The organism is Bacillus cereus group sp. RP32, from assembly GCF_040459735.1.
GTDB lineage: Bacteria > Bacillota > Bacilli > Bacillales > Bacillaceae_G > Bacillus_A > Bacillus_A wiedmannii.
Genome location: NZ_JARVHO010000001.1, coordinates 2,682,721 through 2,697,877 on the forward strand (window position 1 = coordinate 2,682,721; position 15,157 = coordinate 2,697,877).

Sequence of the window (15,157 nt, forward strand, 5' to 3'; positions counted from 1 at the left end):
TGCTTGTAGAGAAAGTGAAGTTGAACTACAAAAAACGCAGAAAAAAAATACTATCCAAAAAGTCACATTTTCATTTTGGATAGTATTTCTTATTGGATATGTAATGTTATTTCTATAATATACAGTTTCGTATTGTATCATGTAATTTCTCTAAACCAATCAACATATCTTTTTCATTTAACATTGAGTAGCTAATCCGTAATTGATTATTACTTATATCGGTATTTAATAGACAAGCTGTTCCTGGTAAAAAAGAGACATCTACTTCATTTGCTTTTTGTAATAAGGTAAAGGGATCTATCGAATCAGGAAGTGTAATCCATAAATTAAAGCCACCATTTGGTATTTCAAATCGTAATTCTTTAAGTGGTGATAACATATCAATCGTTATATCACGTCTAATTTGTAGAGCCGTACGTAATTTTTCTAAATGATTTTTCATACGTTCTGCACGTAAAAAAGGAAGGAGTGCTTTTTGCGTTAATAAAGGACTACCGATATCCATTGAACCTTTTACAGCATATAACCATTCAAAAATAGGCCCATCGGCAATAAGAGATGCGATACGCAATCCTGGTGCTAACGTTTTACTAAATCCTTTTATATATATTACATGACCGTTCGTATCAAAATTTTTGATAGGAGGGGGAATAGTAGCACCCTCAAAATATATTTCTCCGAAAGAATCATCTTCAATTATAAAAAACTCATATAGCTCTGCTAATTCTATAAGTTCCATTCGCCTTTCATTACTCATTACTGTACCTGTCGGGTTCTGGAAAGTTGGATTCGTATACAATAATACGGGATTTTTACTTTGACAAATATCATCGATTAAGTCGGATCGAACTCCATGATTATCAAGAGAAACTGGTATAATTTTAGCGCCTTTATTGATGAAAATATCAAGTGCAGAACTGTAACAAGGACTTTCCACTAATACAATATCACCAGGTTTTAATAATGTTTGAGCAATTAAATCAATTCCTTGTTGTGCTCCGCTTGTAATTAATAATTGAGATGGATCGGTCACTAAATTTTGGTGTTCACTTAAGTAATTTGCTATTTCAACTCGCAGTTCATAATCACCCTGTACTGGCCCATAAGTTGCTAGGATCATCTGGTCTTTATTCAGTATTTTATGCATTTCGTCTGCTAAGAATGGATTTGGCAATAAACGAGGATATAAAATTGCTTGTGAAAAATCGTAATATTTTCGGTGCTGATTCATTGCATATTGAGATCGCATAACATTAATCGTTTTCGTTTGTTGCCATTTGTACGGAATTGGTTTGAAATCTTTCTTTACATGTTTATGTATATAAGCACCTTTTCCTTGCTCAATGCGTATATATTCTTTCTTTTCTAATTGCTTATATGCCTTACGAACAGTTAATAGGCTAATCTGCAAATCTTCGGCCATAGAGCGTAAAGATGGAAGGGAGTCACCATGCGCAAGCATGCCACTTTGTACTCTTTCAACGATTTGCATATATATTTGTTGGTAATACGGTATGTTGGATTCTTTACGAAGGACAATCTTCATGGTTTCACCTTTTTCGTTTTTATTTTATTAAAGCGAAAAATATAAAGAGAATCAACTACAATTTTAAGTAACTGTTATATACATAGATACACTGTTATACACCATACCTTCTATACTCATGTTAAGAGTAAAAAGGAGGAAGAAAAATGGTCATTTTCAATTATATTTTAGTATGTATTATTTTCGGAACAACATTTTTAACGATAAAAATCGGAATTGAAGCAGGAGCGCCCCCATTATTTTCAGCAGGAATTCGTTTCTTTTTAGCAGGCGTAATTCTGATGATTATATTTAAGTTAAAGCGAAAAGAAATTATGCCACATGTATTTTCAAAACGTATTATATATGCTGGTTTTTGCTTAACGTTTATGACATTCGCAACTTTGTACTGGGCGGAACAATATATTTCTTCAGGGTTAGCTGCTGTACTTTCTGCTACGGGGCCGATGATGATTTTATTATTACAGGCAAAAAGAAATAAGGGAAAATTACAAAAAGAACAACTCGTAGCATTAATTATTGCACTAATAGGTGTTATTTTTGTTTCTTTACCAGGAACGCACCAAGAAGTAAGTCTCATATGGAGTATCGCTTGTTTTGTTTTAATAATAGGAGAGTTATTTTACGGAATAGGCTCTATTCGCTCAAAAGAAATACTTTCGGATTTACAAAGTGTATCACCATTTCTCATTAATGGTATTCAAATGTTTTACGGAGGAGTTTTATTACTAATCATATCCGTCATAGTAGAACAACCGAATGTATCTGTATTAGCTTCATGGAGTGTACAGTGGCCTATTTTATATCTTATCTTTATCGGATCAATTGGTGGGCACGGATTATATTATTGGCTCTTATCAAAAACAAATCCTGTATTCCCGTCAACGTGGTTATATGTATCACCCTTAATTGCTATTATAGTAGGATATATCATATTAGGAGAACCTTTAAACCCTACAATGGGAATAGGTGCTTGTTTTATTTTGGTTGGTGTATTTTTAGCTAATCGATCCACACTCCGGAGCTATTTCAAACAAGGGAAATTATTTGAGAAGGAAATGTAGTTGTATAAAGAAGCAGCCCTGTATATAACAGGGCTGCTTGAATTTTATTCATGATACGGATTGACTTTATTTATTGGAAAGGCGTAATATTATTAAGCTATATGAAAGAGAAATGTAAAAAGAGGGGAGTTATTATGAAAATGAATTGGACTGAAGTAAAGGAAAACATTCGACCGCAAATTTCAAAACCATCATATGAAACTTGGTTTACTAATACTACTGTTTATTTAGAGGATGATATATTAACAATTTATTGTCCGAATGAATTTGCTCGTGACTGGTTAGAATCTCACTACAAAGAATTAGTATTTCATACATTAAGAGAAATGTTTAATACGACGTTTGAAATTCAGTTTGATCTATGTAATGGCGAACCATCTAAATTGAAAGATGTTCAAAAAGAAAAGCCTAATAGCTGGGATGAAGTAAAGAAAGCGTTAAGGCCAAAATTAGCAGAGAAAACATTTATAACCTGGATTAGAAATACAAATGCTACTATAGAAGATAATACATTAATAATCTTTTGTGAGGATGCGTTTCATCGTGATTTGCTTGAAGGTGAGTATAAAAATATAATTTCAAGTACCGTACAGAAAATTACTAATGAAGAATATCAAATTTGGTTCGAAATAGAATCAAAAACCACTTCTATCACACATATTCATCATATGCAAAATAATCCACTCACTTCCAGACAAGAAGAACCCAATACAATTTGGAATGAAATAAAAGGTAAAATGCAATTAATAATTTCAAGACCTTCATATGAAACATGGGTTAAAGAAACGACAGCCAGAATAAATGAAAATTCATTAATCATTTATTTTGAAAACGAATTCCAACAAGGATGGGTTGAAAAGTCTTATAAAGATTTAATTGCGGAAATAGCTAAAGAGTTAACTGGAAATACATATGAACTTCAATTTGAATTAGAATCAAATAAAGATGCAACCAGTAGTGGTGAAAAATCAAATCACCTACTGAAAATACTATTTTCGAATTATGGGAGCAGTTCAAATCGTCCAATGATGAGTTAAAATATAATAATGTAGAGGATAGCGAAAAACGCATTCAAGCATTAGAAGAAAAAATAGTGAACTTAGAAAAAGTAATTGATACATTAGTGGGAAAATTAGAGGTAGTAGAATTAAAAACACAGTTGGAAAAATAACCAACTGTGTTTTTTACTTAATTCGCTTTATTGATAAACCCTTTATAATGACGTTTTACAAGCTGACTTTCTAAAGTCTTCATTGTTTCAAGTGCTACACCGACGATGATAAGTAAGCTTGTACCACCAATTTGTGCAGAAGGTGGTAATGTAGCAATTTTCGTGAATACGAGCGGTAAAATTGAAATTGCTCCTAAGAAAATTGCACCGATAAATGTTAAACGGTATAAAATTTTAGTTACATATTGTTCTGTTGATTTACCAGGACGAATACCAGGCACATAGCCATTTTGCTTTTTCAAATTCTCAGCCATTTGTTCAGGGTTTACTTGAATAAATGCGTAGAAGTATGTGAAAGCAACGATCAGACCGACATAAAGCGTCATTCCAAGTGGATGTGCGAAATCAAGATTTGCAACTAACCATTGCGATACGCTTGAATCAGGGAAGAGCTGCGCAATTGTACGCGGCGTCATTAAAAATGCGGAAGCAAAGATTACTGGAATTACACCAGCACTATTTACTTTAAGAGGTAAATGAGTATTTTTTGCTCCTTGATATTGATTGTTTCCTGAAACAGCTTTTGCATATTGAATCGGTATTTTACGCACAGCTTGTTGAATGTAAATAACACCAACAACTATCGCTAAAATTACGAGACCAATTAAGACCATCTTTATGATGTGCATGAATAATTGATCGCCTGCATTTTGAAATTGTTGCAAATAAATTTGATTCGCAACATTTGGAATCGCCGCAACAAGTCCTGCGAAGATAATCATCGAAATACCATTACCAACGCCATTAGCGGTAATTTGTTCACCTAACCAAAGTAAAAATGCAGTACCTGCAGTTAAAACTGTCGCAATAAATAAGTATGTAGTCCAGCTTTGATCTGTAATTAATTGTCCACCTGCTATATTATTAAAACCATAAGACATCCCAATGGCTTGTATGAATGCGAGAATGATTGTAAAGTATCGAGTGAATTGAGCTGATTTCTTTCGGCCCATTTCTCCTTGCTTTGCCCATTCCGAAAATTTAGGTATAACGTCCATTTGTAGTAATTGTACTATGATGGAAGCTGTAATATATGGTGTAACACCTACAGCGAAGATTGAGAAGTGTTGCAGTGCTCCTCCGCCAAATACGTTTAGCATACCTAAAACGTTAGCTTGATCTTGTACTTTTAATACCTCTGCGTTAGTATGAGGAACTGGAATAAACGTGCCAATTCGAAAAACAATTAGCATTGCTAGTGTAAAAAGAATTTTGTTTCTTATCTCAGCTACTCTCATGAAATTTGAAATCGTACGAAACATTATGTCGCCTCCTATATTTTTATCAGTTCAAAACTGATGATTATATCCCGATGAAGTAACCACAAACCTCCTTCCGCATTAAATTCATTTGACAAATGGAATTTTATACATTTTGTAGTTTTCTCGGATATAAAAATATAAGGTGTTTTTTAGCGACCAATAAGCTTTTCGTAATCATTCAATACACATAATATATCGAATAAATTAACAAATGTACATACATACGCATGAAAAATGAATGAATAGGGGCATTTTTTACATTTATTTAATGATGAATTGATAGGATGTGCATTTAATCGTTAGAAATTTTTTAATAAACGAACGCAAGTGAATAGATTAGATGGAAATTTTAAAAAAGAATTATGTGAAATACATCTAGATTTTTCTCGCTTAATTTATGGTGTATATACTAATAAATATTAAGTGGCAAGTTCCTCTGTATGAGGAAAGCACACTAAATAATTATTAAATGATAAAAATAGAATTTTGTAAATTACTAACCGGTAAGTGTGCTTCATATAGTCCTTTAATCAATGCAAAACCTCCTTCATTCTTTCATTCTCTTATTATTAATATATCGATTTAAAAAGAATATAGAATCGTGTAAAAGTATGGAACTACATACAACTTTAGTATTGTTTTTATATCGATTCTGTAATTAGAGAATTTGTTTTATTTAGGAAGGAATACATATATACGAGAGCTAAATAAATGGAGTAGATATGTATAGAGAGGCTGATGTAAATGAAAGTTATAATAAAGAATTTACCGCAATTAGAAGTGGCATTTATAAGAAGAGTTGGTAGTTACTTTGAACCACAAGATCATTGGGAAAAGTTACTACAGTGGGCAAATGAAAATAATCTACATCCACCAGAGCAATCATTTATCGGAATTTCATTAGATAATCCTGAATTTGTTGCAAGTCAGAAGTGCCGACATGATGCTTGCGTTACCGTACCTGAAAACTTTGAAAAAGAACCTCATCAAGATATGCAATTTAAATGTGTAGATGGAGGTATATACGCTCTATACCAGTTTTATGATGAACCTCATAAATTAAGTGAAGTTTATCGATACATGTACGCAGTGTGGTTACCAAATAGTGAGTATAGTGCAGATTATGATAGGGATAATTTAGAGTTTTGTATGAACAATGTTGCAGAAGACCTAGAAGGAAAATTAAAGGTTGATTTATTTGCACCAATAAAAAAGAACAAATAAAAAGTAGTATAAATTGTAAGAGGTATTAAAATAATTGTTTTTTTAATAGTTTAAAACCCACTCTTAAAAATAGTTGAGAGTAGGTTTTATATTGTTATTGAGAAAAAAGTTTACTTTAATTAATATGAATATTTGTTTATATCATGAATGTACGTAGTAGTACATAATAAAAAAATATTATTTTTTTGTCACAAAAATGAGCATTCTGGTTTCTCTATAATGCAGGCATCAAACGAGAGAGAGGTTTTACTTACATGCAAACAATAAAAAGTGAAGAGAGGAATGTTTCACATATAACATTTGAAGCGTTGTTTAAACAAAACTATGCGTATGTTGTAAAACAAATAATATGGATCATTAAAGAACAGACGGTTGCTGAGGAATTAGCGCAAGAGGTGTTTTTGCAACTGTATCATTCGGATTGGAAATCAATAGAAAATTTACGCGCTTGGCTTATAAAGTCTTCTACTTATGTCGCCTACAACTACATTCGCTCTGAAAAAAGACATCAGGCAAGAATCGATAAAGAAACCCAGTATCAAGAAGTTCAAATTGATTCGTCACTAGATGATGAATGGATTAGAAAAGAAGAAATTACAAAAGTACAAATGGTTTTGCGAAAAATGAAAGAACAAGATCGAACGATATTATTAATGAAATTTTCAGGGTTTCGATATAAAGAAATCGCGCAAGTACTTCAGGTTGATGATTCGTCTATTGGAACATTGTTGGCACGAGCTAAACTAAAGTTCCGGAAAATTTTTGAACAAATGGAGGGGAAATAAATGACTTGTTATGAAATGGGATCCATTCAATCATTTATTGATGGCGAGCTTTCCCGTGCGGACAGAAAACAATTTATAAAGCATTTAGACAAATGTAAGGAGTGTCAAAATTTATTAATTGAGCTAACGGAATTAAGTCAGTGGGAAAATTCAACACTTGCTCATGAGACTCCAGAAATAAATATTGATGTTGAAAAAGCATGGCAAACATTTAAAAATTATAACGAGTCTAATAATGTACTTAGCGTAAATAAAACGACAGAAAGAAAGCATGGGGTATTTTCAAATGTGAATAAAAAATCAAAACTCTTAATGTATACAGCGGTTGCTGCGGTAGGTATTTTTACTATAGCTATGATTCCACAAGTTCAAGTTGCAGCAACTAATATTGCTTCTTACTTTGCTAATGAAGTTTCTAAAGATGAGGTAGTCAACGAAGGGATAAGAGATGACAATAATAACAAGGTAGAAGGAATGTCAAATGGCAAGTTCATGCCTTTGGATGAGAAGATAACAGATCAGGGGATTACTGTACATTTTAAAGAATTATATGTGGCAGATGCACGTATATCTGTTCATTATAGAGTTGAAAAAGCCGATGGAACTCTAATGCCATTTGAATTTGATACAAATGGATTAAATATAAAAAGCGATGGAAAAGTAAACGGACAACAAGAAGAAAATCCTGAATATAACACAGGAAATGGTATGTTTTCACAATTATCATTTATTCAAGGTGAAGACAATTTACCATTCGAATTATTGTCAGAAGGAAAAAAGTTAGAGCATGTAGGCATTCGCGATAAAGACAGACCAGAAGGTGTCATTACATTTGTTGAAGGTCCTGAAGGAAAAGGTTCCTTTAAACAACCTTTAACATTAGATGTAGACATAAATAAAATAGGAAAAATAGTTGGATCTTGGAAAGGGCAATTTCAAATTAATCCTAAAAAAGTAAATAAGTAAAACAAATTTATATAAAAAAAGAATTACACAATACATGTCGAGTGCTATCTTTATCTATTGGTTTGCTTTTATCATGTTTGTTTCTTACATTATTTTAACTCTCTCTTTCATTTACTAATCAAATAGTAACGAAGAATTTTAATGTATTAGATAACGGATTTTTAATGGTTAATGTGCAAAGAAATCACCAAGTAAACAATTAATGAGACGAGCATATACTAATAAATGACACAATGCATTTATGATTTATAATCGTATGTAAAGAGCGCCTTAGGGAGCTCTTTTTTTATTGAAATTAACCACTTATATGTGTTGTTCTTTATTTATATCATCGTCCTTACATTATGTAATTTTGCATAATGTTACATAAATTGTGTATTTTCCCTTTTTTTCGACAGAAACAGCAAGTATACTTTGTACAAGCTTTCTATTTTAAAAATTATACGAGGTGAAAAAATGAAAAACAAAAACACATTAACTAAGGTAGCTTTAACAACAGGCTTAGCTTTAACAGCTGTAGCACCATACGGAATAGGTCATGCTGAAGAAACAGATCAACTACAAGTTCAAATTCAGGAAGAATCGTTCCGTTCGGGTGAACTTACACAACCGTCACAAAAGGCACCAGAGAATGTAGTAAAAGATGCTCTGAAGGAGAAAACAGAACAAGCTCTTTCTCCAAAGCAAGTCAATGGAGAAACAGGAGTAGATTATAAAGTTCTTCAAAAACGTGGTTCATATGATGGGACTACACTTGTACGTATACAGCAAACATACGAAGGAAAAGAAGTATATGGTCATCAATTAACTGCACACGTAGATAATAACGGTGTTATTAAAAGTGTTTCAGGTGATAGCGCGCAAAATTTAAAACAAGAAGAATTGAAAAAACCTATCAATCTATCAAAAGATGAAGCAACACAATATATTTATACGAAGTACGGGAACGATATCAATTTTATTTCTGAGCCAGAAGTTAAAGAAGTTATTTTTGTTGATGAAAATAATGGACAAGCTAGCAATGCATACCAGGTTACATTTGAAGCTGCAACACCAAACTATGTTTCCGGAACTTATTTAGTAAATGCACAAAATGGTGATATGTTAAAAAATATGGTACAAGAATCTAACTTAAAAGCAAGTGAAAAACTAGTTGGAGCATTAAAGAAAAGTAAAAAAAGCAACCTTACATCATTAACTGGAACAGGAAAAGATGATTTAGGTATATCACGTACATTTGGTATCTCTAAACAAAGTAATGGCAAATATGCTCTTGCTGATTATACAAGAGGGCAAGGAATTGAAACATATGATGTGAATTATAGAGACATTACTAAAGAAGAAAGCTATTATCCTGGTACATTAGCAACTAGTACTTCGACAACATTTAACGATCCAAAAGCAGTAAGTGCTCATTACTTAGCAACAAAAGTATTTGATTTTTATAAAGATAAATACAAGCGTAATAGTTTTGATAATAAGGGACAAAAGGTAGTTTCAGTTGTACACGCTTGGGATTCTGGAGATACGAATGATCCGAAAAATTGGCAGAATGCATTAAGTGCGAATAATGGAAGTATGCTTGTATACGGAGATCCTATCGTTAAAGCATACGACGTAGCTGGCCATGAATTTACACATGCAGTTACTTCTAGCGAATCTAATCTTGAATATTACGGTGAATCTGGTGCGATTAATGAGGCGCTATCTGATATTATGGGAACATCAATTGAGAAATACGTAAATAATGGAGGCTTTAACTGGACGATGGGAGAACAAACTGGATCTGTTTTCCGTGATATGGAAAACCCGGCTTCTGTTCCATCTTCACTTGGAGTACCTTATCCAGATGATTACAGTGAATTTAACGATTTTAATGGATGGGATCAAGGTGGCGTTCATTTTAATTCAAGTATTATTAATAAAGTTGCGTATCTCATTGCAAAAGGTGGAACTCATAACGGTGTAACTGTTAAAGGGATTGGTGAAGATAAAATGTTTGACATCTTCTATTATGCAAATACAGATGAGTTAAACATGACTTCTAATTTCAAAGAATTGAGATCAGCATGTATTCGAGTGGCAACGAATAAATATGGAGCAAATACTGCTGAGGTTCAAGCAGTTCAAAAGGCATTTGATGCAGCAAAAATTAAGTAAGTTAGAAATATAGTTTTCATTCATATATTATTACATTATGAAAAACAGCTACTATCTTTAAAATGATAGTAGCTGTTTTTTTATACAGCAATGTATGATTGAAAATACACTTACTAAGCAATAATTAGGTTGTCTATCTTTATGAAGTTACGACACATATATAAGGTTTAAAGTATATAAAAACAGAAAATTAATAATATATTGACCTCTTAATAGAAAGTGCTATAGAATGAAAGCGATAACAAACGATTGCTTTAAAATGATTTCCCTGATCTTTTAGTATTTACAAATATATGCAGACATAAATAAATCTATTTTTTTAAACATTAATGCAAACGTTTTCGTATTAAAAGATCATTGAAATACATATGTGAAAATAGCCAATATGGGGGTGAAGTAAAAGGGAGTTCTAGATTAATTTAAGTAGTGTAATTTAGTACGAGCATAATAAATTGTACGTACTATTTAAAGAAAGGGTGTATGTGGTGCAAATGATAAAAAGATTAATTAACAAATCAGTTTTATTACTTACTATAATCGTTATGTTATCATCTGTTTTCTCTTTTCAAATTGTAAAGGCAGTTTCAAATTCGAAAACAACTGAAGTTATCATTCATTACAAAGAACAGTCTGGAAATACAAAGGATTGGAACCTTTGGTTATGGGGAGAAAATGCGAATGGTAAATCATATGAATTTACTGGTGAAGATGAATTTGGAAAGTACGCTAAGATTAATATAGATGGTGACTATAATCGTGTAGGATTTATCATTCGTACGAATGAGTGGGAAAAAGATGGTGGCGATCGTTGGATTGAAAATATAAAGGACGGTCGTGCTGAAGTATGGATTCTTTCTGGTGATGATAAAGTATATAATTCTAAGCCTTCTTCGGATCTATTAATTCAAAAAGCAACTATTGATAGTTTCAATGAAATTACTGTAACGACTAATGTGCCGTTTCATATTAAGGAACGGAAAATTGAAATTGAAGGCATTAAAATTAAGAATATTAGTCCTTATGATATAAACAGTGGAAATATTACTAATAAGGTTAAAATAATTACGGAGCAGAAAATTGATTTAAAACAGACATACAAAGTTAAAATCGAAAACGTAGCTGATACGTATACCGAAATCGGTAAAGTCATTCGTAGTGAGAAGTTTGATCATTCATTTTATTATGGTGGTAACGATTTAGGTAATATATATACACCACAATATACAAAGTTCCGTGTATGGGCTCCTACTGCGAGTGAAGCGAAGTTAGTTACATATAAAAAATGGAACGATAAAATAGGTACTGAAATAAACATGCAACAAAGTGAAAAAGGCACTTGGAAAGCAGAACTTACAGGAAACCAAAAAGGTCTCTTTTATACGTATAAGGTGAAAATTGGTGATAAGTGGACAGAAGCAGTTGATCCGTATGCGCGTGCTGCTTCTGTAAATGGAGATAAAGGTGCAGTTGTTAATTTAGAAGAAACAAATCCGAAAAAATGGAAAACAAACAAAAAGCCAAAATTTAAAAATCCGGAAGATGCAATTATTTATGAATTGCATGTACGTGATCTTTCTATTCAGCCCGAAAGTGGTATAAAACATAAAGGAAAATATTTAGGTGTAACTGAAAAAGGAACAAGAGGGCCTAAAGATGTGAAAACAGGACTTGATCATATGAAAGATCTTGGTGTTACGCACGTGCAGCTTTTACCAATATTTGATTATGCATCAGTAAATGAAGAGAATTTAAACGAACCACAATATAACTGGGGATATGACCCGAAAAACTTCAACGTTCCAGAGGGATCCTATTCTACAAATCCATATGAACCAACTGTTAGAATAACCGAATTAAAGCAAATGATTCAAACACTGCATGATAATAATCTTCGTGTTGTAATGGATGTAGTATATAACCATATGTATAATGCTGCTGAATCTAATTTTCATAAGTTAGTTCCAGGTTATTATTACCGTTACAATGAAGATGGAACATTTGCAAATGGAACCGGAGTAGGAAATGATACAGCTTCAGAACGGAAAATGATGAGGAAATTTATGGTTGACTCCGTCACATATTGGGCAAAAGAATACAATTTAGACGGATTCCGTTTTGATTTAATGGGTATTCATGATTATGAAACGATGAATGAAATACGTAAAGCTGTTAATCAAATTGACCCTTCTATTATACTGCATGGAGAAGGTTGGGATTTAAATACACCTCTTGTAGCTGAATTGAAAGCAAATCAAAAAAATGCAGTGAAAATGAAAGGGATTGCTCATTTTAACGATAATATACGTGATGGATTGAAAGGTAGTGTATTTGAGGAGAAGGAAAATGGATTTGTAAATGGAAAGGAAAACATGGAAGACCGCATTAAAAAAGGCATTACGGCAGGCATTGACTACGATACAAATTCGTCTACTTATCAAGATCCGGAGCAGGTGCTAACTTATGTGGAAGCACATGATAATCATACATTATGGGATAAACTTGAGTTGACTAATCCAGATGACAGTGAAGAAGTGCGAAAACAAATGCACAAATTGTCTTCTTCAATTTTATTAACATCACAAGGTATTCCATTCTTACATGCAGGACAAGAGTTTATGCGCACGAAATATAGTGATCATAACAGTTACAAATCTCCTGATTCAATTAACCAAATGGATTGGTTGCGCCGTGCATCGTTTAATAATGAAGTAGATTATATGAAGGGCTTAATAGAATTACGCAAAAAGTACACAGCATTTCGAATGACATCTGCAGAACAAATAAAAAAATATATAGCTTTTATGGATGCTCCCAAAAATGTTGTGGCTTATTCAATAAAGGGAAATGGTAATAAAAACGAATACTTTATGGTGGCTCACAATGCAAATAGGGAAGCCGTTGACATAACACTTCCATCGAAAGGTCCGTGGAAAGTACTAGTAGACGGAAAACAGGCAGGTAGTAAAACACTTTACGTTGTCCATGATAATAAAATTAAAGTTCCTGCATTAAGTTCATTAGTTTTAAAAACAGAGAAACCGATAAAATAAAAGCAAATAATGTGGAAATATATACTGAATTAAGCAAATTGAATAAGGATTGCAAATAAAAAAGCGAAGTGAAGGTTGTTTTCACTTCGCTTTTAAAGTTAATGTAATATAATTTCACATACTGTAATTATATTACAATTTAATAAAAGAAATAGGCAAGAGATTATTGTTATTGTAACAGTAGGGAGAGCAGATGTCTTTGCGTTTATTTATAAAATTATCTGAAATACATTCTTAATTTATATAATTTTCATTACATATTCGAACATATAACGGACTAGAGGTTCGAGTTGTATTAATTCCTACAAATCGTTTAAAGATAGTAAAGGCGTAAAAAGTATATGGAATTAAAATAGAGAAAAGATACCTTGAATGGTGTCTTTTCTCTATTTTAAATACGATATGTAAGTGACTCACTTGTATGTAATAGTATGTTATATTTTTACACTAACTTCTAAAGGAAAATTTAAAACTCTATTCTTAATCTATTTGTAATAAATCGTATCAGAAAATTTTATCGATATAATAAATAAAACTTTCTCAACATTATTTGATTTAATAACTATATTCAACCGCTCTCCAATCTATTACAATAATTTCACATTGGAAATGCATGAGTATTCTCAATGTTCCAAATGGTTTATACCTTATAGGATTACTATGGGAAAGGATGTGAAATATCTAATAAAAAATCATTTTTTATGATGAAATAAAAAATTTTAATGAAGAAAAAGTTATTTCATTATTTTCAAGTTTCGTTGAAGTGCATGTATTTATAATCACTATGAGACAAGGATCAGAATCTAAAAAATATTTTTTGTAGATTAGAAAATTGCATTTCAAAAATAAATTAAACGTTTATGGAGGGTTATATGAACGAGAAAATTTATTACTGGTCTCCTATTAAGCATTGGGAGAAGTTGCATAACGAAGTTTTGATAGGAGAAACGAAATTTACAGGCGTTCTGTCTGAGTGGTTTCCTGAGTTTTACTTTTTGACTCAAAAAGGTGTGACAATTAATGAAATAGTAGATCGCTTTTCGTTAGGTAATGAGGAAGAAGCCAAAAATATAATAGAGCTTATGATAAAAAATCGTGTGTTAGTAAGTAACATATTACACCCAAGAGAAGTATTTTCCACACAAGAAAAGATTTTTCCAAATCCATATAGCAACCAGATTCGCTTTTCTAAAGAAGAGTTAGATACGTATATGCGTGAACAATTTAATCGAACGCACGTTGCTGCGCGATCAACCGAAATTCAACTTGAAACAACAAATGAGCTACCCACTATAATCAAGGAACGTAGGTCTTGTCGCCAATTTGATATGAAAAAATATATTAATTTTTTAGAATTTTCCCATTTCATATCAACTCTAAAACAGGTTAGGGAAGAAAAAATATACTATCATTACGCAAGTGCAGGCGGACTCTACCCTATTGATATCTTTGTTTATATAAAACCAAAACGTATAGAAGGTATAAAAGCTGGGTTTTATTATTATAACCCATCAAAAAATAGTCTTGTGATTGTAAACAACATTGATCAAGTAATCAAAAGTGATCATGAGTTAATTAACCAGGATTTATTTACTCAATCTGCTTTCTCAGTTTATTTGGTTTATAATGCGAACGCTTCCATCCCGAAATACGGTTCAGATGGATATTTATTTGCTTGTATTGAGTCAGGCATTATCACTGCTACCTTAAATATGGTTGCTGAGACATTAAATTTAGGCGTTTGTTCAGTTGGTCATATGAAATTTGAAGAGATTCAGCAATTTTTATGTTTGGATAACCATCAAGTATTTCTCCATGGGCTTGAAGTTGGCCTGAAAATTAACGAATAGAAGAAATGAATATTAGGGG

At 32.1% G+C, this 15,157-nt stretch carries 9 protein-coding genes and 1 pseudogene; 8 read left to right on the plus strand and 2 right to left on the minus strand.

What is annotated here, in order from left to right; genetic code table 11:
* Window positions 1-112: 112 nt before the first annotated feature.
* Window positions 113-1,546: a MocR-like pyridoxine biosynthesis transcription factor PdxR gene (gene pdxR, locus QCI46_RS13925; RefSeq protein WP_353840571.1), complete on the minus strand. Its 1,434-nt coding sequence runs from the start codon at window positions 1,544-1,546 to the stop codon at window positions 113-115.
* A gap of 146 nt (window positions 1,547-1,692) precedes the next feature.
* Between pdxR and QCI46_RS13930 the strand changes: the two genes are divergently transcribed.
* Together QCI46_RS13930 and QCI46_RS13935 are read left to right on the plus strand one after the other, a co-directional pair.
* Window positions 1,693-2,610 carry a DMT family transporter gene (locus QCI46_RS13930; RefSeq protein WP_353840572.1) on the plus strand — a complete coding sequence of 306 codons (918 nt, stop codon included), beginning with the start codon at window positions 1,693-1,695 and terminating at the stop codon, window positions 2,608-2,610.
* A 134-nt stretch (window positions 2,611-2,744) separates the two neighbouring features.
* A pseudogene (locus QCI46_RS13935) lies at window positions 2,745-3,781 on the plus strand (DnaA N-terminal domain-containing protein).
* Window positions 3,782-3,798: 17 nt separating this feature from the next.
* On the opposite strand, the gene secY reads toward QCI46_RS13935, so the two are convergent.
* On the minus strand, window positions 3,799-5,103 hold the full coding sequence (gene secY, locus QCI46_RS13940; RefSeq protein WP_353840573.1) for a preprotein translocase subunit SecY: 1,305 nt from the start codon (window positions 5,101-5,103) through the stop codon (window positions 3,799-3,801).
* Window positions 5,104-5,847: 744 nt separating this feature from the next.
* On the opposite strand from secY, the gene QCI46_RS13945 reads away from it, so the two are divergent.
* The 6 genes from QCI46_RS13945 to QCI46_RS13970 all read left to right on the plus strand — a co-directional run bounded on the left by QCI46_RS13945 (window position 5,848) and on the right by QCI46_RS13970 (window position 15,138).
* On the plus strand, window positions 5,848-6,327 hold the full coding sequence (locus tag QCI46_RS13945) for an AraC family transcriptional regulator (RefSeq protein WP_353840574.1): 480 nt from the start codon (window positions 5,848-5,850) through the stop codon (window positions 6,325-6,327).
* Window positions 6,328-6,581: 254 nt separating this feature from the next.
* Window positions 6,582-7,112 (plus strand): RNA polymerase sigma factor SigX, encoded by a 531-nt coding sequence (locus QCI46_RS13950; protein WP_144611553.1) that lies wholly within the window; start codon window positions 6,582-6,584, stop codon window positions 7,110-7,112.
* Window positions 7,113-8,078, plus strand: coding sequence for a DUF4179 domain-containing protein (locus QCI46_RS13955; RefSeq protein WP_353840575.1), 966 nt, complete (start codon window positions 7,113-7,115; stop codon window positions 8,076-8,078).
* Window positions 8,079-8,534: 456 nt separating this feature from the next.
* Entirely contained in the window at window positions 8,535-10,238 is a 1,704-nt protein-coding gene (locus QCI46_RS13960) for a M4 family metallopeptidase (protein WP_353840576.1), read from the plus strand.
* Between the two features lie 485 nt (window positions 10,239-10,723).
* Window positions 10,724-13,288 (plus strand): type I pullulanase, encoded by a 2,565-nt coding sequence (pulA, locus tag QCI46_RS13965; protein WP_353840577.1) that lies wholly within the window; start codon window positions 10,724-10,726, stop codon window positions 13,286-13,288.
* 872 nt (window positions 13,289-14,160) lie between these two features.
* A complete protein-coding gene (locus tag QCI46_RS13970) occupies window positions 14,161-15,138 on the plus strand; it encodes a SagB/ThcOx family dehydrogenase (RefSeq protein WP_353840578.1) in 978 nt (325 codons plus the stop codon).
* Window positions 15,139-15,157: the final 19 nt, after the last annotated feature.

Coding starts and splice junctions, on each gene's coding strand:
- pdxR (WP_353840571.1), bottom strand. CDS start 1,546: ATGAAGATTGTCCTTCGTAAAGAATCCAACATACCGTATTACCAACAA.
- QCI46_RS13930 (WP_353840572.1), top strand. CDS start 1,693: ATGGTCATTTTCAATTATATTTTAGTATGTATTATTTTCGGAACAACA.
- secY (WP_353840573.1), bottom strand. CDS start 5,103: ATGTTTCGTACGATTTCAAATTTCATGAGAGTAGCTGAGATAAGAAAC.
- QCI46_RS13945 (WP_353840574.1), top strand. CDS start 5,848: ATGAAAGTTATAATAAAGAATTTACCGCAATTAGAAGTGGCATTTATA.
- QCI46_RS13950 (WP_144611553.1), top strand. CDS start 6,582: ATGCAAACAATAAAAAGTGAAGAGAGGAATGTTTCACATATAACATTT.
- QCI46_RS13955 (WP_353840575.1), top strand. CDS start 7,113: ATGACTTGTTATGAAATGGGATCCATTCAATCATTTATTGATGGCGAG.
- QCI46_RS13960 (WP_353840576.1), top strand. CDS start 8,535: ATGAAAAACAAAAACACATTAACTAAGGTAGCTTTAACAACAGGCTTA.
- QCI46_RS13970 (WP_353840578.1), top strand. CDS start 14,161: ATGAACGAGAAAATTTATTACTGGTCTCCTATTAAGCATTGGGAGAAG.